Origin of the sequence: Pseudomonas sp. Sample_10, assembly GCF_004321495.1 — a bacterium.
Classification (GTDB): domain Bacteria; phylum Pseudomonadota; class Gammaproteobacteria; order Pseudomonadales; family Pseudomonadaceae; genus Aquipseudomonas.
The window spans coordinates 1-21,840 of sequence record NZ_RCOE01000154.1 but is presented as its reverse complement, the minus strand read 5'-3'; the positions used below and the strand labels follow the sequence as shown (position 1 = coordinate 21,840).

The 21,840-nt window shown below is 61.3% G+C and carries 22 protein-coding genes; 13 read left to right on the top strand and 9 right to left on the bottom strand.

What is annotated here, in order from left to right:
* Window positions 1–102: 102 nt before the first annotated feature.
* From D8U18_RS15195 to D8U18_RS15170, 6 genes are all read right to left on the bottom strand, one after another.
* Complete coding sequence (locus D8U18_RS15195) at window positions 103–768, bottom strand: response regulator transcription factor (protein WP_056852902.1); 666 nt, start codon at window positions 766–768, stop codon at window positions 103–105.
* 56 nt (window positions 769–824) lie between these two features.
* Window positions 825–1,382, bottom strand: coding sequence for a PQQ-dependent catabolism-associated CXXCW motif protein (locus D8U18_RS15190; protein ID WP_131107908.1), 558 nt, complete (start codon window positions 1,380–1,382; stop codon window positions 825–827).
* 134 nt (window positions 1,383–1,516) lie between these two features.
* Window positions 1,517–2,308 carry an ABC transporter permease gene (locus D8U18_RS15185; protein WP_131107907.1) on the bottom strand — a complete coding sequence of 264 codons (792 nt, stop codon included), beginning with the start codon at window positions 2,306–2,308 and terminating at the stop codon, window positions 1,517–1,519.
* Complete coding sequence (locus tag D8U18_RS15180) at window positions 2,305–3,036, bottom strand: ATP-binding cassette domain-containing protein (RefSeq protein ID WP_131107906.1); 732 nt, start codon at window positions 3,034–3,036, stop codon at window positions 2,305–2,307. Before D8U18_RS15180 ends, D8U18_RS15185 begins: the two co-directional genes overlap by 4 nt.
* Window positions 3,033–3,992, bottom strand: a complete 960-nt coding sequence (locus D8U18_RS15175) for a YVTN family beta-propeller repeat protein (protein ID WP_056852898.1) — start codon at window positions 3,990–3,992, stop codon at window positions 3,033–3,035. Before D8U18_RS15175 ends, D8U18_RS15180 begins: the two co-directional genes overlap by 4 nt.
* Before the next feature lie 30 nt (window positions 3,993–4,022).
* The gene (locus D8U18_RS15170) at window positions 4,023–5,207 is read right to left on the bottom strand and encodes an ABC transporter substrate-binding protein (protein ID WP_056852897.1); all 1,185 of its coding nucleotides are present in this window, start codon (window positions 5,205–5,207) and stop codon (window positions 4,023–4,025) included.
* 210 nt (window positions 5,208–5,417) lie between these two features.
* Here D8U18_RS15170 and pedF point away from each other — a divergent pair, with 210 nt between their 5' ends.
* The 13 genes from pedF to D8U18_RS15105 all read left to right on the top strand — a co-directional run bounded on the left by pedF (window position 5,418) and on the right by D8U18_RS15105 (window position 18,906).
* On the top strand, window positions 5,418–5,879 hold the full coding sequence (gene pedF, locus D8U18_RS15165) for a cytochrome c-550 PedF (protein ID WP_130904755.1): 462 nt from the start codon (window positions 5,418–5,420) through the stop codon (window positions 5,877–5,879).
* A 3-nt stretch (window positions 5,880–5,882) separates the two neighbouring features.
* On the top strand, window positions 5,883–6,758 hold the full coding sequence (locus D8U18_RS15160; protein ID WP_131107905.1) for a transporter substrate-binding domain-containing protein: 876 nt from the start codon (window positions 5,883–5,885) through the stop codon (window positions 6,756–6,758).
* Between the two features lie 9 nt (window positions 6,759–6,767).
* Window positions 6,768–7,529: a quinoprotein dehydrogenase-associated SoxYZ-like carrier gene (locus tag D8U18_RS15155; protein WP_056852894.1), complete on the top strand. Its 762-nt coding sequence runs from the start codon at window positions 6,768–6,770 to the stop codon at window positions 7,527–7,529.
* Window positions 7,530–7,545: 16 nt separating this feature from the next.
* Window positions 7,546–8,490, top strand: coding sequence for a quinoprotein relay system zinc metallohydrolase 1 (locus D8U18_RS15150; protein ID WP_131107904.1), 945 nt, complete (start codon window positions 7,546–7,548; stop codon window positions 8,488–8,490).
* Between the two features lie 178 nt (window positions 8,491–8,668).
* Window positions 8,669–10,444: a PQQ-dependent methanol/ethanol family dehydrogenase gene (locus tag D8U18_RS15145; RefSeq protein WP_056852892.1), complete on the top strand. Its 1,776-nt coding sequence runs from the start codon at window positions 8,669–8,671 to the stop codon at window positions 10,442–10,444.
* Window positions 10,445–10,685: 241 nt separating this feature from the next.
* Window positions 10,686–12,206 (top strand): aldehyde dehydrogenase family protein, encoded by a 1,521-nt coding sequence (locus D8U18_RS15140; protein ID WP_056852891.1) that lies wholly within the window; start codon window positions 10,686–10,688, stop codon window positions 12,204–12,206.
* A gap of 226 nt (window positions 12,207–12,432) precedes the next feature.
* Window positions 12,433–12,504 (top strand): pyrroloquinoline quinone precursor peptide PqqA, encoded by a 72-nt coding sequence (gene pqqA / locus D8U18_RS15135; RefSeq protein WP_003253598.1) that lies wholly within the window; start codon window positions 12,433–12,435, stop codon window positions 12,502–12,504.
* 55 nt (window positions 12,505–12,559) lie between these two features.
* The gene (gene pqqB / locus D8U18_RS15130; protein ID WP_131107903.1) at window positions 12,560–13,474 is read left to right on the top strand and encodes a pyrroloquinoline quinone biosynthesis protein PqqB; all 915 of its coding nucleotides are present in this window, start codon (window positions 12,560–12,562) and stop codon (window positions 13,472–13,474) included.
* 122 nt (window positions 13,475–13,596) lie between these two features.
* Entirely contained in the window at window positions 13,597–14,349 is a 753-nt protein-coding gene (gene pqqC, locus D8U18_RS15125; RefSeq protein ID WP_056852889.1) for a pyrroloquinoline-quinone synthase PqqC, read from the top strand.
* Entirely contained in the window at window positions 14,346–14,618 is a 273-nt protein-coding gene (gene pqqD, locus D8U18_RS15120) for a pyrroloquinoline quinone biosynthesis peptide chaperone PqqD (RefSeq protein ID WP_056852888.1), read from the top strand. The genes pqqC and pqqD overlap by 4 nt, the downstream gene beginning before the upstream one ends.
* On the top strand, window positions 14,596–15,738 hold the full coding sequence (gene pqqE, locus D8U18_RS15115) for a pyrroloquinoline quinone biosynthesis protein PqqE (protein WP_131107902.1): 1,143 nt from the start codon (window positions 14,596–14,598) through the stop codon (window positions 15,736–15,738). Before pqqD ends, pqqE begins: the two co-directional genes overlap by 23 nt.
* A gap of 293 nt (window positions 15,739–16,031) precedes the next feature.
* Window positions 16,032–17,195, top strand: a complete 1,164-nt coding sequence (ercA, locus tag D8U18_RS15110) for an alcohol dehydrogenase-like regulatory protein ErcA (RefSeq protein ID WP_056852886.1) — start codon at window positions 16,032–16,034, stop codon at window positions 17,193–17,195.
* Window positions 17,179–18,906 (top strand): NahK/ErcS family hybrid sensor histidine kinase/response regulator, encoded by a 1,728-nt coding sequence (locus tag D8U18_RS15105; RefSeq protein WP_131107901.1) that lies wholly within the window; start codon window positions 17,179–17,181, stop codon window positions 18,904–18,906. Before ercA ends, D8U18_RS15105 begins: the two co-directional genes overlap by 17 nt.
* A gap of 2 nt (window positions 18,907–18,908) precedes the next feature.
* Here D8U18_RS15105 and D8U18_RS15100 read toward each other — a convergent pair whose 3' ends face one another.
* The 3 genes from D8U18_RS15100 to D8U18_RS15090 all read right to left on the bottom strand — a co-directional run bounded on the left by D8U18_RS15100 (window position 18,909) and on the right by D8U18_RS15090 (window position 21,713).
* Window positions 18,909–19,781: an aldose 1-epimerase gene (locus tag D8U18_RS15100; protein ID WP_131107924.1), complete on the bottom strand. Its 873-nt coding sequence runs from the start codon at window positions 19,779–19,781 to the stop codon at window positions 18,909–18,911.
* A 123-nt stretch (window positions 19,782–19,904) separates the two neighbouring features.
* On the bottom strand, window positions 19,905–21,185 hold the full coding sequence (locus D8U18_RS15095; protein WP_056852883.1) for a TRAP transporter large permease: 1,281 nt from the start codon (window positions 21,183–21,185) through the stop codon (window positions 19,905–19,907).
* The gene (locus D8U18_RS15090) at window positions 21,186–21,713 is read right to left on the bottom strand and encodes a TRAP transporter small permease (RefSeq protein ID WP_131107900.1); all 528 of its coding nucleotides are present in this window, start codon (window positions 21,711–21,713) and stop codon (window positions 21,186–21,188) included. It abuts the gene before it with no gap.
* Window positions 21,714–21,840: the final 127 nt, after the last annotated feature.

Here is a 21,840-nt window from a genome sequence, read left to right as displayed (position 1 = left end):
GGCCTCATCGCTGGCAAGCCAGCTCCCACAATGGATGTGTGCTGTTCACAAAACCCTGTGGGAGCTGGCTTGCCAGCGATGGAAGCGACGCGATCTTCTGTTTCAACGCCGCAGATAAGAGCCGAAATCAATATCCCCGGCACTCAGGATCGCCTGCACTCGATTGTGCACGTTGAGCTTGCGCAGGATTGCCGAGACATGGGCCTTGACCGTGGTTTCGGCAATTTCCAGGGTGTAGGCGATCTGCTTGTTCGACTCGCCCTTGGTCATCCGTTCCAGCACTTGCAGTTGCTTGCGGGTCAGGGCTTGCAGCAGTTCGGGCGGGAACGCCGGGGTGTCGTTCATCCGCCGGTGGGTGCTGCTTTTGGCAGTGCGGATGATGTCTGGAGGCAGGTAGACATTGCCATTGAGAATTTGCTGGATAGCGTCGGTCATCTGGGCACGCGGTGACGACTTGGTGATGAAACCCACCGCCCCATAAGTGATGGCTTGCAGGACAATCTGCTTGTCCTGCTCGGCGGAAACGATCACCACTGGAATGGTCGGTGCTTCGTTACGCAGGTTGATCAGGCCATTGAGCCCATGCATGCCGGGCATGTTCAAATCGAGCAGAATCAGGTCCAGGTCGTCATGTTCCTGGGTCAGGGCCAAGGCGCTGTCCAGGTCAGCGGTTTCCATCACTTCGCTGCCGGCAAAACCGTCGCTGATGACGTTGTGAATGGCTTCGCGAAACAGCGGGTGATCGTCGGCAATCAGGATTTTGTACATGGCCTTTCACCTCATTATTTTGATTATGGTGTGGCAATAACACGCAGGCGTAAAGCTCAGGGAAAGGGCTCCGGGCGGGCAGGCGACACTGGCAGACTGGCCGCTTGCCAGGCGTCCAGGCCATCGCGATACCAATACAACGTCTTATAGCCCATGGCGCCCGCACGCTTGACCGCGTTCCAGCTCAACCAGCAGTCAGAGCGGCAATAGAAGACCAGCGGTTGCGTCGGGTCGCCGGCGGTCAGCTTTTTCAGGTGGGCGGCGAAATAATCCTGCCATTGCGGCGTCAGTTCACCGTCGCCGGTATTGGCCAGCCAATGGCTGCCGGGCAGGTTTTCGTGGGGCGTGTCTTCGATGAACCGGCCTTGCAGCCATTGCCGCCGGTAGACGTCGATCAGCAGCGGGCGCGGCTGTTGTTCAAGCAACAGTTGCAGGGCAGGGGTGTCGACGATGGTGGCGCCTGGTAACTGGGTCGGCGTCGGGCTTCGATACAGGTCGATTCGATAGCCGTCGGCAGAGAACAGTCGGGTATCGGCCTGCGCGACACCCAGTACGAGGCTCAGCGACAGGGTGGCGAGGCAAGGGCGCAGCAGACAGCGTCGGACACGCGGCATGGGATTGAGTCCTTATAGTTATGGCCTCATTACATGTCAGTCGGGGGACGTTGGGAATGCGACGATAGACAGGGAAACCAGTACTAAAGTAGTAATTTCCCCTGTTGAAGCTCAATTGTGGGAGCGATGTGCTGTCACCCGGCCTTGCGCAAGGCTGCATGCTGCGGGTTGAAGGTCAGTACGGCGAACAACGCAAACAGCAGCGTCAGACCCATGCACACCGCCAGCGCCAGTGGATTGAACCGTTCATACAGGGCGAACCGTACCAGCTCCACGGCATGGCTGAACGGATTCACCGCACACAGCCAATACAGCCATTCGCTGGCCTCGCGCATTTTCCACAGCGGGTACAGCGCCGACGACAGGAAAAACATCGGGAAAATCACGAAATTCATCACCCCGGCAAAGTTTTCCAACTGACGGATCGCGTTCGACAGCAACAGCCCCAGCGCGCTGAGCATCAGCGCCACCAGCAGCAGGGACGGTAGCGCCAGCAACAGCCCCATAGCTGGTGGTCGCACGCCGTACACCCAGGCAATCGCCAGAAACGCATACACCTGCAACAGCGAAATCAGTGAAGTGGCCAGCAGCTTGCTGCACAGCAGAAAGGTACGCGGCAAAGGGCTGGTCAACAGCACGCGCATACTGCCCATTTCACGGTCGTAGACCATCGACAATGAGCCCTGCATGCCGTTGAACAGCAGGATCATGCAGGCCAGGCCGGGAATGATGTAGACCTCGTACGGAATGTAAGTGTCGTAGGGTTCGATGATCGCGATCCCCAATGCAGCACGAAAGCCTGCCGCGAACACCAGCAACCACAGCAATGGCCGCACCAGGGCGCTGAGAAATCGCGTGCGCTGCAGCACAAAGCGCAGCCACTCGCGCAGCACGATACCTCTGAAACATTGCCAGTAAGCGTTCATTGGGCCACCCCAGATGTCGTAAGGCGAGTGAAGGCCGAGCCGAGGTCACCGCCGTGCTCCAGGCTCAGGGCATTGGCCTGTCCGCTGGCCACCAGCCGGCCTTGATGCAGGATCAGCAAGTCATCGCTGGGTTGCACTTCGTCGAGCAGGTGGGTGGTCCAGAGCACACTGATGCGCTCTTCGCGACACAGACTGCGCAGGTGCTGGTTGAGCGCCAGGCGACTTGCCGGGTCGAGCCCGACACTGGCTTCGTCCAGCAACAACAGGCGCGGCTGGTGGAGCAGGGCGCGGGCAATTTCCACCCGCCGACGATGACCACCGTTGAGTTCGCGTACGCGTTCACGGCGGCGTTCAGTGAGGGACTGACGGGCCAGCTCGGCGTCGACGCGAAGGTCGGTCTGGCGCCGGGACAGACCGTGCAACGCTGCGTGATAACGCAGGTTTTGCTCGACGCTGAGGTCCAGGTCGAGGGTACTTTGCTGGAACACCACGCCCAACTGCCTGAGTGCCGGGCGTGCCGCGCTGCGCAATGAACAGCCACCGACGAGGATCTCGCCGTGTTGCAGATCATAGAGCCGGGTCAGCAGGGCAATCAGGGTCGACTTGCCGGCGCCATTGGGTCCCAGCAGCGCGGCGAAACGCCCGGGCCCCAGGCCGAAACTCACTTTGCGCAAGGCCTCCCGGGCGCCATAGGCAAAGCTCAGGTCAATGACTTCAAGGGCGTTCATGGCGTCACCACCACGCCCCAGGGATAGCGCCCGACCTTCACCGATTTGCTGACCTTGAGACTGTCGACATCGATCACCGAGACATCGCCGCTGACGCCATTGGTGGCCAGTAACTGTTTCTGATCCGGTGTGAACGCCATCTGCCAGACTCGCCGACCCACCAGCAGGTAATCGAGGATCTCGAAAGTCTTGGCATCGATCACCGCCACATGATTGGCCGGGCCGAGTGCGACGAAGCCGTACTTGCCGTCGGCGCTGAGTTTGACGCCGACCGGCTGGACCTTGTCCGGGTGCACACCCTTGATCTGGAAGTTCAGGGTCTTGAGCACGTTGCGGCTGGCCACATCCAGAATGGTCACGGTGCCGCCGATTTCCGCCGAAGCCCACAACTGAGCGCCGTCCGGGGAAAACTCAACGAAACGCGGTCGTTGATCCACCAGGGTGCTGTCGGCCAGCGTCTGGGTGCTGGTGTCGATCCAGTGCAGCATGTTGGTGGTTTCGCTGGTGTTCACTGCCCATTTGCCGTCAGGGCTGACGGCCATGCCTTCGGGTTCGACACCGACGTTGATCTGACCGAGCACCTTGGAGGTCTCGGTGTCGATCACGGTGACCAGTGCATCGTCTTCGTTGGAGACATACAGCCAGCGGTTGTTGGGGTGCAGGGCAAATTGCTCGGGATCCTTGCCCGAGGGCAATTCCTTGATGATCTTGCGCGTCGCCACATCCATCACCTGAACGCGGTCCGAGTCACTGGCGCAGATGTACAACAGCTTATTGTCATGGGACAGCAGCAGGCCGCGAGGGCGCTGGCCGACCGGCAGGGTCTCGGTGACTTGCAGGGTCTGCATGTCGATCAGGCTCAGGTTGTTGTCCTTTTCGTTGGAGACCCAGGCCGTACTGGCAGCGGCATGGCCGGCGGCGAAGAGCAGGGCGCATGAAAGCAGGGTGCGGCGCATGGCAGATTCCTTGTTGTTGTGGTTATCGGATCACGGAAAGCGGCAAGTAACCTCAGGCTTGTCGTAGCCCAGGCTGTCCATTTCGTTGAACGGGTGCAGAAAGCCGTCCTGGGGAGAAGTGCTGACCAGCGCCCGGGGCTGGACAATCGGAATCGGCTGGCGCAACTGGCCGTTCCAGGGCCGGTAACTGAGCTTGCGACCCTTGAAACCGTCGAGGGGCAATTGGTCGCTGATTTGCAGCGTACGGATCGCCATCGGCTCGGTCTGGCGCAACTTGCTCACGGCGCTTGCGATGCTGCGCACGGCCATCCAGGCGGCAAAATCGCGGTCATTCATCCAGCGCCCGCTCAGGGCTTCGAAGCGTTTTTGCAATTGGGCGGCGCCGTAGGTTTCCACGGTCTTGTGCCAGCCCACCGGGGTCAGGCCCTGGGTGCCGGCGACCGGGCGCGGGTACCAGGTCTGGTAGGGCACGTATTCGCCGAAGTCGCCACGCTCATCAGCCACCAGTACTACGTCGTATTCGGCAGTTTGGGTGAACAGCGGCATATCGGCCTGGGCGCTGCGGCGCTGGTCGTTATCGAAGCTCCAGGGTTTTTCCGCCACCCATTGCAGGCCGAAGCGCTTGGCTGCGCGGCGCAGGGCGGCGGCATAGGCTTGATCGTCCGGCGTCGGGCCGACAATCAGCAGCGCCCGTTGCCATTTACGCAGCACCAGAAACTGCACCAGTGCATCGGCGAGCATCGCCCGGCTCGGCAAGGTGTGCAGCACGTTGGGCAGGCAATCGGTGGTGCGCAGACTGTCATCGGCACTGCCGGCGTTGAACAGCAGACTGTCGGGCAGTGCCGCACTCAACTGGCGCAGGCTGGCCGCGGGGGCATTGACCACGAACAGGCGCAGGCCTTGTTCATGTTGCGTCTTGGCCGCATCGAGCAAAGCTTCGGGGCTGTCGACGCTGGCGCTGACCAGGCTGTAGCCGTGGTTGAGAAAGCGCCCGGTGCTGTTGCTGTCGATGATCGCCAGTTCGGCGCCGCGCAGCCCGGCATCGGTGGGTTCGGGGATAACGTTCGACAGCAACGGACCCGGATCGGGGCGGTAACCCAGGTAGCCGATTCGCACCTGCAGGGGCGCATCGGCGGCCTGGCTTCGGGTGGCCAGGCCGGCGGCGCAAACAATCGCCAGCAGGTAGATCAGGGCGTAAGGGGCAAGCTGGCGCATAAGGTTCTCCATGAACGTTAGCGCCAGCATAGGAAGCCTGTGGTGCCGTGAAAATATGCAGAAAGTACCGGTGGCGTCCATCCAGCGCCTTACTACCAAGGAAGTAGGCGGCGACCACCAAAGCAGCATGGGGTGAGTGCGGCGCCGTTTCTAAGATGGCTGCCATAGCCTCAGCCAAGAGGTTCTGCGTGCAATCCAGAGGGCATAACAATGACAACAAAACGCAACGCCTTGCTCATCACCGGACTGTTGGCCGGTCTTATCGGCGCGGGCTCCGCCTGGGCCCACGGCAATGTGGTGCCGCAGGCCGTCGCCACCCAGGGCCTGACCCCGATCAAGGATGCGGGGGTGCAACTCGATGCTGATGGCTGGGCCGCGGTGAACCCGTATCGCGCCGCGCCGGAACACGACAAGGCGGTGGAGATCGGTGCGTCTGCCTACAACCAGAACTGCGCGGCCTGTCACGGCCTGGAAGCCAAGTCCGGTGGCATCGCCCCGGACTTGCGCATGCTGGATGTCGGCGAGGCGGGCGATGAATGGTTCGTCGAGCGTGTGCGCCATGGCGCGGTACGTGACGGTCGAGTGTACATGCCGAAAATGGCGGATTACCTGAGTCAGGAAGCCCTGTGGGCCGTACGCACTTATCTGGATACCGTGCGCGTCGAGGAGTGACCCATGCGTCTGCTGGCGGTGTTGGTCTGCGCGCTGTCGCTGTGTTTGCAGGTGGTGCACGCGCAGGTACGCAACTACGACGAAATGATCGCCGCCGGTGAGTTGAAGGTGGCGGTCTACAAGGACTTTGCCCCCTACAGCTTTGAGCGTAACGGGCAGCCTCGCGGCGTCGATGTCGAGCTCGCCGAAGCGTTGGCCAAGGCGCTCGGCGTGCGCCTGACGCTGATCTGGGCGCCGGCCGGGGAAAAGCTCGACGACGACCTGCGCGATTACATCTGGCGTGCCAGTGCCTTGCACAACCAGCAACTGGCCGACCTGATGATGCGCGTTCCCTACGACCATGACTACGCGCAGAAGCGCAACGAGCTCGGAGAGCTGGTCAACGGCCATGTGGTGATGTTCGGACCGTACCAGACCGAACAATGGCAGGTGGCCTATGACCGCCGACGGCTGGACAAGGTGGCCAGCGTCGCGGTGTTCGAGCAGCACCCGATCGGCGTTGAGGTCGACAGCGTGCCGTCGTTCTACCTGACCTCGGTATTCAACGGCATGCTCGCCGGCAAGACCCATCACTATCCGGGTGTGCCCCAGGCATTTGCCGCGATGAAGGCCGGTGAGGTCGACGCGGTGATGGCCATGAGCGGCGAAATCGACTGGCAGGTGCATGAAGCAGCCGACCCACAAGTAGCACTGGCCGAGAACGCGTACCCGAACATGGGCAAACAGCTGTGGGAAATCGGCATGGCGGTGCATGAAAGCAACCGGCAATTGGCTTATGCCGTGGAAGAGGCCCTGGAAGGCCTGATCCGTGACGGCACGCTGAAGACCCTCTACGGTCATTACGGCCTGCGGTACGACGTGCCCGAGATGTATCAATAGGAGCAGGCGATGAAATGGCGAGGGAGTTGTCTGTTGGCCTGCTGGCTGAGCCTGGCCCCGCACGCGCACGCTATCGATCCCGGTAAGGACCCGGTGCCTTCAGTGATGTGGGCGTTCTATCACCAGCAATTGCTCGGCAATGCGCCGTTCGTTTTTGATGAACGGGTCAAGTTGCTCGCACCGCCGTTTGCCGAAGACGCCCGGCAGGTGCCGCTGGAAATCGACGCTCGGGCGTTCAAGGGCGATGTGGTGAGAATCCTCGCCTGGGCAGAGTTGAACCCGCTGCCGAAAATCGTCGACTTCCAGCCGCTGGGTTCGGTTTTACCCTGGCTGTCATTGCGCATTCGCATTGAGCAGGCAACGCCCTTGCGCGCAGCGGTGTTGACCCGCGACGGCGTGTGGCATGTCGGTTCAGCCCTGATCGACGCGGCGGGTGGCGGCTGCACCGCGCCAAGTGTGGTGCGCACTCAACCGGGCTGGGAGGAGCACATCGGCGAAGTGCTCGGCGGGCGCTATCCCCGGGACGGGTTCAGCCGCTTGCGTATGCAGATAGCCCACCCGATGGACAACGGCATGGTCAGCGGCATTCCGGAATTTTTCATCAACCATGCCGAGCTGCGCGACCACAACGAGCAAGTGCTGGCCCGGCTGGAGCTGTTTCCTGCCGTCAGTGAAAATCCCAGCCTGGCGTTCGATATCGAGGGGGCAGGGCAAACGCGGCTGTTGCTGCGGGACAACAGTGGCAATGAGTTCGATGCGTCGATCCCCTGACCCCAAGGAGCGTGGCATGCGCTGGATCCTGATGATGGTGTTAAGCGTCAGCCTGCCGGTCATGGCCGACCTGGAATACGTGCTCAAGCCCCGGCAGATCGCCGAGGACACCTGGCTGCTGGAGGGCAGTACCGACAATTTCGCCAAGACCAACGGCGGCAACATCGTCAATACCGCGTTCATCGTCACCGAGCGCGGCGTGGTGGTTATCGACACCGGCCCGTCGAAGCGCTACGGCGAAGCGATGCGCAAGGCGATTGCCAGCACCACTGATAAACCGGTGATCGAGGTCTTGCTGACCCATCACCACCCGGACCATGTGCTGGGCAATCAGGCCTTCAGTGACGTGCCGATCGGCGCTTTGGCCGGCACCACCGAGCTGTTGCATCGGCAAGGCGATGCCATGGCCGAGAACATGTACCGGATGGTCGGCGACTGGATGCGCGGTACCGAAGTGGTATTGCCGACGCTGACGCTGACCCCTGGTGTGAAAAGTTTTGGGAATCATGATCTGCGCTTGCTGAGCCTGGGTGGGCATACGGGCGCGGATCTGGCTATTCTCGACCAGCGAACCGGTGTGCTGTTTGCCGGGGACCTGGTGTTTTATCAGCGGGCATTGACCACGCCCAACAGTCCCGGGCTGTCGGTATGGCTGGCGGACATCGCCGCCCTCCAGAGCTTGCCCTGGACACACGTCGTGCCGGGCCATGGACCGGTGGCGAGCGATCGACAACCCTTCGAGCAAATGCGCGATTACCTGAACTGGCTCGATCAGCTCATGCGCGACGGTGCCGCCAATGGCCACGACATGGCGGAGATGATCCGCAGCCCCATCCCTGAACGCTTCGCCGGGATCAACCTGAGCCGTTATGAACTGATCCGCAGCGTCAGCCATCTGTACCCGCGCTACGAGCGCGCACAAATGCCCCGTGTCGATTCCGCCTCGAATAACAGGCAATGATCGTTCCCACGCTCCCGCGTGGGAACGATCAGTCAGCACTCATCTCCTCCGAACCTGTACCAAGGAACTAGAAATCTCCACATTGCGGCCAATTGTGGCCAGGGCGGCGGCGCCCAAGAATCTGCACCAGACCGGGAAAATTTCCCGGGCATAACAAAAATCCGCAGAGGAAGCCGTCATGACCCAACCCGCACGTCGCCAGCCCTTCGTCTTGAGCCTGCTGCTCAGTGCCATGCTGTTGTCCGGCCAGGCCTTGGCCGGGGTTTCCGACCAGGACATTCTCCAGGACCCAAAGAACCCGGAGCAGGTCGTGACCAACGGCCTGGGCGTTCAGGGGCAGCGCTACAGCCCGCTGGATATTCTCAACGTTGACAACGTCAAGGAGCTGCGGCCGGCCTGGGCGTTCTCCTTCGGCGGAGAAAAACAGCGTGGCCAGCAAGCGCAGCCGATGGTCAAGGACGGCGTGATGTACCTGACCGGCTCCTACTCGCGGGTGTTCGCCGTGGATGCACGCACCGGCAAAAAACTCTGGCAATACGATGCACGCCTGCCCGATGACATCCGCCCTTGCTGTGACGTGATCAACCGTGGCGTTGCGCTGTACGGCGATCTGGTGATTTTCGGCACCCTCGATGCCAAACTCGTGGCGTTGAACAAGGACACCGGCAAGGTGGTCTGGAGCAAGAAAGTCGCCGACCACAAGGAAGGGTATTCGATCAGTGCCGCGCCGCTGGTGATCAATGGCAAGCTGATTACCGGCGTGGCCGGCGGCGAGTTCGGCGTTGTGGGCAAGATCGAAGCCTACGATCCGAAAAATGGTCAGTTGTTGTGGTCGCGGCCAACGGTCGAAGGCCACATGGGCTACGTCTACAAGGACGGCAAAGCGGTGGAGAACGGCATCTCTGGCGGCGAGGCGGGCAAAACCTGGCCTGGCGACCTCTGGAAAACCGGCGGTGCCGCCCCCTGGCTCGGCGGTTATTACGACCCGGAAACCAACTTGCTGCTTTTTGGCACCGGTAACCCGGCGCCGTGGAACTCGCACCTGCGCCCTGGCGACAACCTCTACTCTTCGTCGCGCCTGGCGCTCAACCCGGACGACGGCACCATCAAGTGGCACTTCCAGAGCACACCCCACGACGGTTGGGACTACGACGGCGTGAACGAGCTGGTGTCGTTCAACTACAGCGAAGGCGGCAAGGAAATCAAGGCAGCGGCCACTGCCGACCGAAACGGTTTCTTCTACGTGCTCGACCGCACCAACGGCAAATTCATCCGTGGCTTCCCGTTCGTGGACAAGATCACCTGGGCCACCGGCCTGGATAAGGACGGCCGGCCGATCTACAACGAAGCCAGCCGTCCCGGCGCCCCGGGTTCCGAAGCCAAGGGCAGCTCGGTGTTCGTTGCGCCGGCGTTCCTCGGTGCGAAAAACTGGATGCCGATGGCTTATAACAGAGACACCGGACTGTTCTATGTGCCGTCCAACGAATGGGGTATGGACATCTGGAACGAAGGCATCGCCTACAAGAAAGGCGCGGCGTTCCTCGGCGCCGGTTTCACCATCAAACCTTTGAACGAAGACTATATCGGCGTGCTGCGGGCCATCGATCCGAAAACCGGCAAGGAAGTCTGGCGTCACAAGAACTACGCGCCGCTGTGGGGCGGCGTGCTGACCACCAAGGGCAACCTGGTGTTCACCGGCACGCCTGAAGGTTTCCTGCAGGCGTTCAACGCCAAGACCGGCGAAAAGGTCTGGGAATTCCAGACCGGCTCCGGCGTGCTCGGCTCGCCCGTGACCTGGGAAATGGACGGCGAACAGTACGTCTCGGTGCTCTCCGGCTGGGGCGGCGCGGTACCGCTGTGGGGCGGCGAAGTGGCCAAGCGCGTGAAGGACTTCAACCAGGGCGGCATGCTCTGGACGTTCAAGTTGCCCAAAGACCTGGTCGCCAAGCACTGATCGCTGCAATTGATCGTTCCCACGCTCTGCGTGGGAAAGCAGCCCGGGACGCTCTGCGTCCCAAAAGCCGAACGCGGAGCGTCCGTTGAGGCATTCCCACGCGGAGCGTGGGAACGATCACCTACTACCAAATAACGAGAGTCCCTCCTGCCAACGATGCATTCGTCTGGCACGCGGGGCTCTCTAGTATCGGCTCATCGTCTGTCAGTACGACAGGCATCGACCCAGACAGAGGCCCACCATGATCTACGCACAACCCGGAACCCCAGGCGCCGTCATTACCTTCAAACCGCGCTACGGCAATTTCATCGGCGGCGAGTTCGTCGCGCCGATCAATGGCGAATACTTCACCAACACCTCGCCGGTCAACGGTGAAGTGATCGCCGAGTTCCCGCGTTCCAGCGCCGCCGACATCGAAAAAGCCCTCGACGCCGCCCATGCTGCTGCTGATGCCTGGGGCAAGACCTCGGCCCAGGACCGTTCCCTGGTATTGCTGAAAATCGCCGACCGCATCGAACAGAACCTCGAGGTCCTGGCCGTCACCGAAACCTGGGACAACGGCAAGGCCGTGCGCGAAACTTTGAACGCCGACGTGCCGCTGGCGGCCGACCACTTCCGCTACTTCGCCGGCTGCATTCGCGCCCAGGAAGGCGGGGCGGCGGAAATCAACGAACTGACCACGGCCTATCACTTCCACGAACCGCTGGGCGTGGTCGGGCAGATCATTCCGTGGAACTTTCCGCTGCTGATGGCCGCCTGGAAACTTGCCCCGGCACTGGCCGCCGGCAACTGCATCGTGCTCAAGCCTGCCGAACAGACGCCGCTGTCGATCATGGTCTTCGCTGAGCTGATCGCTGACCTGCTGCCCGCGGGCGTACTGAACATCGTCCAGGGTTTCGGGCGCGAAGCGGGCGAAGCGCTGGCCACCAGCAAGCGCATCGCCAAGATCGCCTTCACCGGCTCGACCCCGGTGGGCGCGCACATCATGCATTGCGCCGCCGAGAACATCATCCCGTCCACCGTCGAACTGGGCGGCAAGTCACCGAACATCTTCTTCGAAGACATCATGAACGCCGAGCCGGCGTTCATCGAAAAAGCTGCCGAAGGCCTGGTGTTGGCATTCTTCAACCAGGGCGAGGTTTGCACCTGCCCGTCCCGGGCACTGGTGCAGGAATCGATCTACGAGCCGTTCATGGCCGAAGTGATGAAGAAGATCGTCAAGATCAAGCGCGGCAACCCGCTGGACACCGAGACCATGGTCGGCGCCCAGGCGTCCGAGCAGCAATACGACAAGATTCTCTCGTACCTGACCATTGCCCAGGAGGAGGGCGCTGAATTGCTCACCGGCGGTGCGGCCGAGCGTCTGGAGGGCGACCTGTCCAGCGGTTACTACATCCAGCCGACCCTGCTCAAGGGCCACAACAAGATGCGCGTGTTCCAGGAAGAAATCTTCGGCCCGGTGGTGGGCGTGACGACCTTCAAGGATGAAGCCGAGGCCCTGGCGATTGCCAACGACAGTGAGTTCGGCCTCGGCGCCGGCCTGTGGACCCGCGACATCAACCGCGCCTATCGCATGGGTCGGGCGATCAAGGCCGGTCGGGTGTGGACCAACTGCTACCACCTGTACCCGGCGCACGCCGCGTTCGGTGGCTACAAGAAGTCCGGCGTCGGTCGCGAGAACCACAAGATGATGCTCGATCACTATCAGCAGACCAAAAACCTGCTGGTGAGCTACGACATCAATCCGCTGGGTTTCTTCTGATCCCACACGAAACCGTGTAACGGTCATCGCGGGCAAGCCTTGCTCCTACAGGATCGCACACTACCTGTAGGAGCAAGGCTTGCCCGCGATTTGGCCGTCTCTGACACCCCGCGCACCCCCTACCAAATCACCCCGCCAACTCCTTCGAAAGTAGCATTCGGGCACTCAACGCCCCATGCATTAATGGCTCTACCGGAATCACCCGGCACAAGAAGAGGAATGACCCATGTGGACTAAACCCGCGTTTACCGATCTGCGCATTGGCTTCGAAGTGACGATGTATTTCGCCAACCGTTGATTGACCACCCGGCCAGCCGCTGTGTTGGCCGGGCCTGCCTTCCGGAGCATCCGCCATGCATATCCGCGTTCTTGGTTCCGCCGCTGGCGGAGGTTTCCCGCAGTGGAACTGCAACTGCCGCCAGTGCGCCGGTGTGCGCGATGGCAGCTTGCGGGCGCAGCGTCGTACGCAGTCGTCGATTGCCTTGAGTGACGACGGTGTGGAGTGGGTACTGTGCAATGCGTCACCGGACATCCGCGCGCAACTCGAGAGTTTTGCCCCGATGCAACCGGCACGGCGCCTGCGTGACAGCGCCATCGCCGGCATCGTCCTGCTGGACAGCCAGATCGACCATTGCACCGGTTTGCTCAGCCTGCGCGAAGGCTGCCCGCATGACGTGTGGTGCACCGAGCGCGTGCATCGGGACCTGAGCAGCGGTTTCCCGTTGTTCACCATGCTTGAGCACTGGAACGGCGGTTTGCACTGGCAACCGCTGAGCCTCGATCGCCAGCCGTTCCATATTCCGGCCTGCGGGCATTTGCGATTTCACGCGATACCGCTGGTGAGCAATGCGCCGCCGTACTCGCCCAATCGTGGCAACCCGCAACCGGGCGATACCATTGGCCTGTTCATCGAAGATGTGCGCAGCGGCGCCTCGTTGTTCTATGCGCCGGGCCTTGGCCAGATTGACGATGAAGTCCTGGGCTGGATGCAACGTGCCGATTGCCTGCTGCTGGACGGCACCCTGTGGCGCGACGACGAGATGCTTATCTGCGAAGTTGGCCAGAGCCTGGGCAGCGACATGGGGCACCTCCCGCAAAGCGGCCCCGGGGGGATGCTGGACGTGCTGGAGGGTTTCAACCGCCAGCGCAAGGTGCTGATCCACATCAACAACACCAACCCGATCCTTGATGAAGACTCGGCCGAGCGGGCTTTGCTGGAGCGGCGGGGGATTGAAGTGGCTTATGACGGCATGAGTATTGAGCTGTAGCGAAGGACGCCTTCGCGGGCAAGCCCGCTCCCACAGGGTTCGGCAGTGTCCACAAAACCTGTGGCAGCGGGCTTGCCCGCGAAGAGGCCGGAACAGACACCGAAGATTCCCGGAGACCCGCAATGACCGACACACCCATGTCCCCCAGCGAGTTCGAAGCCGCCCTGCGTGCCAAGGGCGCCTACTACCACATCCACCATCCATTCCATCAAGCCATGTACGCCGGCCGCGCCAGCCGCGAGCAGATCCAGGGTTGGGTCGCCAATCGTTTCTATTATCAGGTCAACATCCCGCTCAAAGACGCCGCGATTCTCGCCAATTGTCCGGACCGCGACGTGCGTCGGGAATGGCTGCAACGGATTCTCGACCACGATGGCGTTCCCGGCAGCGAGGGCGGTATCGAAGCCTGGTTGCGTCTTGGCGAAGCGGTAGGTTTGGATCGCGAGCAAATCCTGTCCCAGGAATTGGTGCTGCCTGGCGTGCGTTTTGCGGTGGACGCCTACGTCAATTTCGCCCGTCGCGCCTGTTGGCAGGAAGCGGCCAGCAGTTCATTGACCGAGTTGTTCGCGCCACAGATCCATCAATCGCGGCTCGACGCCTGGCCGACCCATTACCCGTGGATCGACACCGCCGGCTATGACTATTTTCGCACGCGCTTGAGCCAGGCCAGACGCGATGTCGAACACGGGTTGCGCATCACGCTGACGCACTACGTGACCGCCGAGGGGCAGCAACGGATGCTGCAGATCCTGCAATTCAAGCTCGACGTGCTGTGGAGCATGCTCGATGCCATGAGCATGGCCTACGAGCTCGAACGCCCGCCGTATCACACGGTCACCGACGATAAGGTCTGGCACCGGGGGATCGCGTTGTGAACCTGATCAACCGTCAGCAGTCACCCGCCCTGCGTCGGGGTTTTCGCCTGCAATGGGAGCCCCGACAGGACTGCCACGTGCTGCTTTATCCCGAAGGCATGATCAAGCTCAACGCCAGTGCCGGGCAGATTCTCAACCTGGTGGATGGTCAACGTAGCGTGGCGGCGATCATCGAACAACTGAGTGCGAACTTCCCCGGCGTACCCGGAATCGACGAAGACGTGCTGGCGTTTCTGGAGGTGGCCCATGCGCAGTTCTGGATCGAATGAGGCGCTTCCCGGACCGCCCTTGTGGCTGCTCGCCGAACTGACCTATCGCTGCCCGCTGCAATGTCCTTATTGCTCCAACCCACTGGATTTTGCCCGGCACGGCGAGGAGCTGAGCACGCAAGAATGGATTCGTGTGTTCCGCGAAGCGCGGGACATGGGCGCCGCGCAATTGGGCTTTTCCGGCGGTGAACCCTTGGTGCGCCAGGACCTCGCTGAACTGATCAAGGCCGCCCGGGACATGGGCTACTACACCAACCTGATCACCTCCGGTATCGGCCTGACCGAGCAGAAAGTTCGCGACTTCAAGATCGCCGGGCTGGATCACATCCAGATCAGCTTCCAGGCGGCCGACGAAGCGGTGAACAACATGCTCGCCGGCTCGCACAAGGCCTTTGCCCAGAAGCTCGCCATGGCCCGTGCGGTGAAAGCCCAGGGCTATCCGATGGTGCTGAACTTCGTCACCCATCGGCACAACATCGACCGGATCGCGCAGATCATCGAGCTGTGCCTGGAGCTGGAGGCGGACTTTGTCGAATTGGCCACCTGCCAGTTCTACGGCTGGGCGGAACTCAACCGCGTCGGCCTGCTGCCCACCCGCGAGCAATTGCAGCGCGCCGAGCGCATCACTAACCAATACCGTGAACGCCTTGAAGCCCAGGGCCACCCGTGCAAGCTGATTTTCGTCACCCCGGACTATTACGAAGAACGTCCCAAAACCTGCATGAACGGCTGGGCCAACCTGTTTCTCGACATCACCCCGGATGGCACGGCCTTGCCCTGTCACAGCGCCCGACAATTGCCGGTAGCGTTTCCCAACGTGCGCGAACACAGCATCGCGCACATCTGGAACGACTCCTTCGGTTTCAATCGTTTTCGCGGCGATGACTGGATGAAAGAGCCATGCCGCTCCTGCGATGAAAAGCACAAGGACCTGGGCGGCTGCCGTTGCCAAGCCTTCATGCTGACCGGCGATGCGAGCAATGCCGACCCGGTGTGCAGCAAGTCGCCGCATCATGGGGTGATTCTCAAGGCCCGCGAAGAAGCCGAAACGTCGGGGGTGGGGATCGAGCACCTGACGTTGCGCAATGCGAAAGCTTCACAGCTGATCTACCGCGGCTAGCCTGGCGAGCGTCATGCTGTTCACTTAAGGACAAACACCCGTGGCGAGGGAGCTTGTCGGATCGCCGCACCGTCCCACTGGACTGCGCAGCAGTCCCTTTTAGGGCCGCTTCGCGCCCCAGCGGGAGAAAGCTCCCTCGCCACAAGGGTGCGAACGTTCTTTTAGGTGAACAGCATGACCCTACAGGGGTGCGGCGGTGAGTCCGGATGGGCTACCCATTGGTCTGATTGCATTCGCAGCTGGATGGTTTAGTGTGGTTTGTACTTTCCAAAACAATAAAAACAGGCTTTCAAATGAGCCAGAGTCTCAACCAGCTGCGTAAATTCGTTTCGCCTGAAATCATCTTCGGTGCCGGCAGTCGGCATAGCGTCGGTAACTACGCCAAGACCTTTGGTGCGCGCAAGGTGCTGGTGGTCAGCGATCCCGGTGTAATTGCCGCCGGCTGGGTTGCCGATGTCGAAGCCAGCCTGCAAGCGCTGGGCATCGAATACTGCCTTTACAGTGACGTCTCACCCAACCCTCGGGTCGAAGAAGTCATGCTCGGCGCCGAAATGTACCGGGAAAACCACTGCGACGTGATCGTTGCCGTCGGAGGTGGCAGCCCGATGGACTGCGGTAAAGGCATCGGCATTGTGGTTGCCCATGGTCGCAGCATCCTCGAGTTCGAGGGCGTCGACACCATTCGCGTGCCCAGCCCGCCGCTGATCCTGATTCCGACCACCGCCGGCACGTCGGCGGACGTCTCGCAATTCGTGATCATTTCCAACCAGCAGGAGCGCATGAAGTTTTCCATCGTCAGCAAAGCCGTGGTGCCAGACGTTTCGCTGATCGACCCGGAAACCACCCTGAGCATGGACCCGTTCCTGTCGGCCTGTACTGGTATCGACGCGTTGGTGCATGCCATCGAAGCCTTCGTGTCCACCGGCCATGGGCCGCTGACCGATCCGCATGCGCTGGAGGCCATGCGCCTGATCAATGGCAACCTGGTGCAGATGATCGCCAACCCGGGTGACATCGCATTGCGCGAGAAAATCATGCTGGGCAGCATGCAGGCCGGGCTGGCGTTCTCCAACGCCATCCTCGGTGCGGTGCATGCGATGTCCCACAGCCTCGGCGGCTTTCTCGATCTGCCCCATGGCCTGTGCAACGCGGTGCTGGTCGAGCATGTCGTGGCGTTCAATTACAACTCGGCGCCGGACCGTTTCAAGGTGATCGCCGAAACCCTGGGCATCGATTGCCGCGGCTTGAATCACCGGCAGATCTGTGGGCGTCTGGTCGAACACCTGATCGCCCTCAAACATGCCATCGGTTTTCACGAAACCCTCGGTTTGCATGGGGTCAGGACTTCGGACATTCCGTTCCTGTCACAGCATGCGATGGACGATCCCTGCATCCTGACCAACCCTCGCGAGTCCAGCCAGCGTGATGTCGAGGTTGTCTATGGCGAAGCCCTCTGACGAGCAGCAACGGGCGCTGGCCGGATTGCTCGGGCTGGGCAGCCATTCAGCGCGCAAGAGCCACTACCCGGAACTCGCCGCGCGTCTGGACGAGCTGGAGGCGGAGCGTAATCGCTACAAATGGCTGTTCGAAAACGCCGTCCACGGGATCTTCCAGGCCAGCCTGCATGATGGCATGCGCGCCGCCAACCCGGCCTTGGCGCGCATGCTCGGCTACCAGAACCCACAGGAAGTGCTGTTTTCCCTGAGCGATCTGGCCAGTACCCTGTTCGTTGACGGCGCGCAGGAGCTGGAGAACATCGGCGAAATTCTCCGGCACCAAAGCAGTCTGCACGGCTATGAAACCCGGTTGCGGCGCAAGGATGGCAGTCATCTCGATGTCTTGATGAACTTGCTGCTCAAGCCTGGGCAGGAGGGACTGGTGGAGGGCTTTGTCGCTGACATCACCGAGCGCAAGTTGGCCCAGCAACATTTACAGCAACTCAATGACGAATTGGAACGACGGGTCACTGCGCGAACCGATGAGTTGCTCGAAGCCAACCGAAACCTTCAGCAGCAAATCACCCAGCGCAAGCAGATCGCCAAGGCCTTGCGCGACGCCCGCGATGCCGCCGAGGCCGCCAATCACAGCAAGGACAAGTACCTCGCCGCCGCCAGCCACGACCTGTTGCAACCGCTGAATGCTGCGCGGTTGCTGATTTCGACCTTGCGCGAGCGCACATTGCCGGAAGCCGAGCAGGTGCTGGTGGAGCGCACTCACCAGGCCCTGGAAGGGGCCGAGGACCTGCTGACCGATCTGCTCGACATTTCCCGGCTCGATCAGGCGGCGGTGAAACCAGACGTCGCCGCGTATCGCCTCGATGAACTGTTCGGGCCGCTGGTGTCGGAGTTCCAGTCGGTCGCGCAGGCGGCAGGCTTGAACCTGCGAGTGCACCACGTTGATTGCGCCATCAGCACCGATTTGCGCCTGATGACGCGGATCCTGCGAAACTTCCTCAGCAACGCCTGCCGCTACACCGATGAAGGCAGCATTTTGCTGGGCGCTCGGCGCCGCGGCGAAAGGTTGCGCGTGGAGGTTTGGGATACCGGACGCGGCATCGCTGCCGATCGGCTCGATTCGATTTTCCTCGAGTTCAATCAGCTGGACGTCGGCCGTGCTGCCGACCGCAAGGGCGTGGGCCTGGGGCTGGCGATCGTTGAGCGTATCGCCAAGATCCTTGGCTACAAAGTCGATGTGCATTCGGTGCCGGGCCGCGGTTCGATGTTCAGCATCGAGGTGCCGCTGTCCGATGAAGTTCCGTTACCGGTGAGTCAGGCAGTGCCGCTGCCTGGCACTGGCAACCCGTTGCCGGGACGCCGTCTGCTGGTGCTGGACAATGAAGTGAGTATTCTCCAAAGCATGAGCGCACTGCTCGGGCAGTGGGGCTGTGATGTGGTGATCGCCACCGATGAAGCGTCGGCGCTGGCGGCGTTGCAGGGGCGGGCGCCGGAATTGATTCTGGCGGACTATCACCTTGATCACGGGGTGGTCGGCTGTGACGTGGTGCGGCATTTGCGCGAGCATTTCCAGCACAACATTGCGGCGGTGATCATCACGGCAGACCGCACCGACCATTGTCGGCGGGCATTGCAGCGACTCAACGCACCGTTGCTGAACAAACCGGTGAAGCCCGGCAAGTTGCGGGCGGTATTGAGTCAGCTACTGGGCTAGTGCTACTGGAGCGCTCGATATTGCAGGCTGAAAGCCAATTGCGCGGTTTGACCTTGCTCCAGCAAGCGTAATCCCGGCCTACCGGGCAGATGATGTGCGTTGACGGGATGGCTGACTGGTTCGATACAGAAAAAGTCCAGGCCGACGGGGCAGTACAGCAGGTAATAACTGCTGTCGGTGGCCTGGCATTCCAGCTCATAACCGAGGTCCGGTTGCTGGATCAGGCAGCGCCCATCCCATTCGCAGAAGCCATTGTCGACCAGGGTTTCGGGCAACGCGTTGAGTTGCTGGAAGTCCCATTGTGAGGGTACTGAGCCCAAGTGGGTCGGCAATTTCGTCGAATCGCAGAACCACACCTGGCGAGCCGGCGCCAGCAACCGGGTGTTGGCGGTGCGCGGCAGATACGGATGCAGCCCAAGACCATGCCAGACGGCTTGTTCGGCCTGATGCGTCACGCTCAGTTCAATGCTCAGCTTGCCATCGTCCAGATGGAAGCGCTGACGGGCGCAGTAGGCAAAAGGGCAGGCGCTGTCGAGTTGCAGGACCACTTCATTGGCGGTTGACGAAACCACCTGCCACGGTTGCTGCCAGGCACTGCCATGAATCGGCAGCGGATCGGTGAGGCTGTTGGGTGTCAGGGCGAGCCAGCCATCGGGGCAGTCGAAACCGCCTTCGGCAATCCGGTTCGACCAGGGCACCAGAGGAAAACAGCCCAGTTTGCCGGGCAAGCCGGTATTGAGGGCGTGAGCGTCGGCGTGGCGCAACAACGGTTGACCCGTGCTGCGCACGGTCCAATTTACAATGCTGCCGCCCAGTTCAGGGGCGAGGGTGAGGCGGGTGAACGGGTCTTCGAGTTCGAGCAGGGTTGGCGACATGGTAACCAGCTGTAGAAATGTTGGACGGGACAACAATGAAATCCTCTGTAGAAGCACGGCTTGCCGGCGACGGCATGCGTGAGATCGCTATCGCCGGCAAGCTGTGCTCCTGCAGGACAAGGATTACAACACCAAATGCGGCAACCACAGCGACAGCGCAGGAATGTACGTCACGGCCATCAGCACCAGGAACAATACGCCGTAGAACGGCAGCAGTGCCTTGACGGTCGATTCGATACTGACTTTACCCACGGCCGACCCCACAAAGAGTACCGCACCCACCGGCGGTGTTATCAATCCGATCCCCAGGTTCACCAACATGATCATGCCGAACTGTACCGGGTCCACGCCAATGCCGAGGATCACTGGCATCAGGATCGGCGTCAGGATCAGGATCAGCGGCGCCATGTCCATCACGGTGCCCAGCAACAGCAACATGACGTTGATGCACATCAGGATCACGTAACGGTTGTCCGACAGGGTCAGGAACATCGTGGTGATTTTCGCCGGGATCTGCATCAGCGTCATGATGTAGCCGAAGCTGGCGGCAAAGCCAATCAGGATCATCACGATCGAAATCGTGCGCACCGTGCGGTGCATCAGTTTCGGCAGTTCGCTCCACTTGTAGTCACGGTAGATGAACATGGTCACGAAGAATGACCACAGCACGGCGATGGCCGCCGACTCGGTCGCGGTGAAAATCCCCGAGAGAATGCCGCCAAGGATGATCACCATCGCCATCAGGCCCCACAGCGCTTCGCCGCAGATCTTCAGCGCTTCGCGCATCGGAATGACTTCGCCCTTGGGGTAGTCGCGTTTCTTGGCGAAGATCAGGCACAGCACCATCAGGCACGCGCTCATCAGCAGGCCCGGCACCACACCGGCCATGAACAACGAGGCAATCGACACCGTGCCGCCAGCCGCCAGCGAGTAGAGCACCGAGTTGTGGCTAGGTGGGGTCAGCAGGGCTTGTACCGAACCGCTGACGGTGACCGCCGTGGCGAATTCACGGGGATAGCCGCGACGCTCCATCTCTGGAATCAGTACCGAACCGACCGAAGCGGTGTCCGCCACCGAAGAACCGGAGATCGCCCCGAAGAAGGTCGAGGCCATGATGTTGACCAGCGACAAGCCGCCGCGCACGAAACCCACCAGCACACCGGCGAACGCAACCAGGCGGCGGGACATGCCGCCCTCTGCCATGATCGCGCCGGCCAGTACAAAAAACGGAATCGCCAGCAGGGAGAATTTGTTCACGCCCCCGGCCACTTGAATCATCAGTGCCTGGAACGGAATGTCGATCCAGAATGCGCCGATCAGCGCAGAGAGCCCCAGCGCATAGGCTACAGGCATGCCGATCAGGATTAGCGCGATGAAACTGCCCAGCAGAATAAAAGCGTCCATTCAGGCAGCCCCTTCGTTTTCTTCAACGATGTCGAAACGCACGACCCGACGGTTGCTCTGGTCGCCGAGCAAGAGTTTTTCCAGGACAAAGATCAGCGTCAACACGCCGCCCACCGGAATTGGCATGTAGGTGATGCCCACACGCAGCGTCGGCAGGGCGCTCATGAACTGGTTCCACGTCGACAGACACAGCTTGGTGCCCCAGATCGCCATGAACAGGCTGATGGTGGCCATCAATAGTTGAGAAAACACCCCCACAGCCTTGCGCGTATTCGGTTGCATACGGTCAGTGAGCATCGCCACCGCCATGTGCGAACCGGAGCGGTAGCTGGCGGCGGCGCCGATGAAAGTGAACACCATCATCAGCAGAATCGCCGTAGGCTCAGGCCAGCTGGAGCCGGTGCCAAGCACATATCGGGCAAATACGCCCCAAGGGATGATCAGCGCAATGGCCAGAACGGAGAGCCCGGCGACCCAGATACAGGTCATGTAGAGCTTGTCATTGAAACGTAGCAGCAGATTCTTCATCGGGTTCCACCGTAACCGGGCGCGCACAGACCTACAGCTGCGTCTGTGGCGCCGGGCCTTTCTTGAATGCAGGGAGGGTTACTGAACGGCTTCGATGCGCTTGATCAGGTCGGCGTAAGGCGCGCCG

What these genes read in the sequence shown, in the direction of transcription:
- D8U18_RS15100 (WP_131107924.1), bottom strand. Translation starts at nt 19,781, where the DNA reads ATGTCGCCAACCCTGCTCGAACTCGAAGACCCGTTCACCCGCCTCACC.
- pqqB (WP_131107903.1), top strand. Translation starts at nt 12,560, where the DNA reads ATGCATATCCGCGTTCTTGGTTCCGCCGCTGGCGGAGGTTTCCCGCAG.
- D8U18_RS15105 (WP_131107901.1), top strand. Translation starts at nt 17,179, where the DNA reads ATGGCGAAGCCCTCTGACGAGCAGCAACGGGCGCTGGCCGGATTGCTC.
- D8U18_RS15145 (WP_056852892.1), top strand. Translation starts at nt 8,669, where the DNA reads ATGACCCAACCCGCACGTCGCCAGCCCTTCGTCTTGAGCCTGCTGCTC.
- D8U18_RS15180 (WP_131107906.1), bottom strand. Translation starts at nt 3,036, where the DNA reads ATGAACGCCCTTGAAGTCATTGACCTGAGCTTTGCCTATGGCGCCCGG.
- D8U18_RS15150 (WP_131107904.1), top strand. Translation starts at nt 7,546, where the DNA reads ATGCGCTGGATCCTGATGATGGTGTTAAGCGTCAGCCTGCCGGTCATG.
- ercA (WP_056852886.1), top strand. Translation starts at nt 16,032, where the DNA reads ATGAGCCAGAGTCTCAACCAGCTGCGTAAATTCGTTTCGCCTGAAATC.
- D8U18_RS15160 (WP_131107905.1), top strand. Translation starts at nt 5,883, where the DNA reads ATGCGTCTGCTGGCGGTGTTGGTCTGCGCGCTGTCGCTGTGTTTGCAG.
- pedF (WP_130904755.1), top strand. Translation starts at nt 5,418, where the DNA reads ATGACAACAAAACGCAACGCCTTGCTCATCACCGGACTGTTGGCCGGT.
- D8U18_RS15090 (WP_131107900.1), bottom strand. Translation starts at nt 21,713, where the DNA reads ATGAAGAATCTGCTGCTACGTTTCAATGACAAGCTCTACATGACCTGT.
- pqqC (WP_056852889.1), top strand. Translation starts at nt 13,597, where the DNA reads ATGACCGACACACCCATGTCCCCCAGCGAGTTCGAAGCCGCCCTGCGT.
- D8U18_RS15170 (WP_056852897.1), bottom strand. Translation starts at nt 5,207, where the DNA reads ATGCGCCAGCTTGCCCCTTACGCCCTGATCTACCTGCTGGCGATTGTT.
- D8U18_RS15175 (WP_056852898.1), bottom strand. Translation starts at nt 3,992, where the DNA reads ATGCGCCGCACCCTGCTTTCATGCGCCCTGCTCTTCGCCGCCGGCCAT.
- D8U18_RS15185 (WP_131107907.1), bottom strand. Translation starts at nt 2,308, where the DNA reads ATGAACGCTTACTGGCAATGTTTCAGAGGTATCGTGCTGCGCGAGTGG.
- D8U18_RS15155 (WP_056852894.1), top strand. Translation starts at nt 6,768, where the DNA reads ATGAAATGGCGAGGGAGTTGTCTGTTGGCCTGCTGGCTGAGCCTGGCC.
- D8U18_RS15190 (WP_131107908.1), bottom strand. Translation starts at nt 1,382, where the DNA reads ATGCCGCGTGTCCGACGCTGTCTGCTGCGCCCTTGCCTCGCCACCCTG.
- D8U18_RS15095 (WP_056852883.1), bottom strand. Translation starts at nt 21,185, where the DNA reads ATGGACGCTTTTATTCTGCTGGGCAGTTTCATCGCGCTAATCCTGATC.
- pqqE (WP_131107902.1), top strand. Translation starts at nt 14,596, where the DNA reads ATGCGCAGTTCTGGATCGAATGAGGCGCTTCCCGGACCGCCCTTGTGG.
- D8U18_RS15140 (WP_056852891.1), top strand. Translation starts at nt 10,686, where the DNA reads ATGATCTACGCACAACCCGGAACCCCAGGCGCCGTCATTACCTTCAAA.
- D8U18_RS15195 (WP_056852902.1), bottom strand. Translation starts at nt 768, where the DNA reads ATGTACAAAATCCTGATTGCCGACGATCACCCGCTGTTTCGCGAAGCC.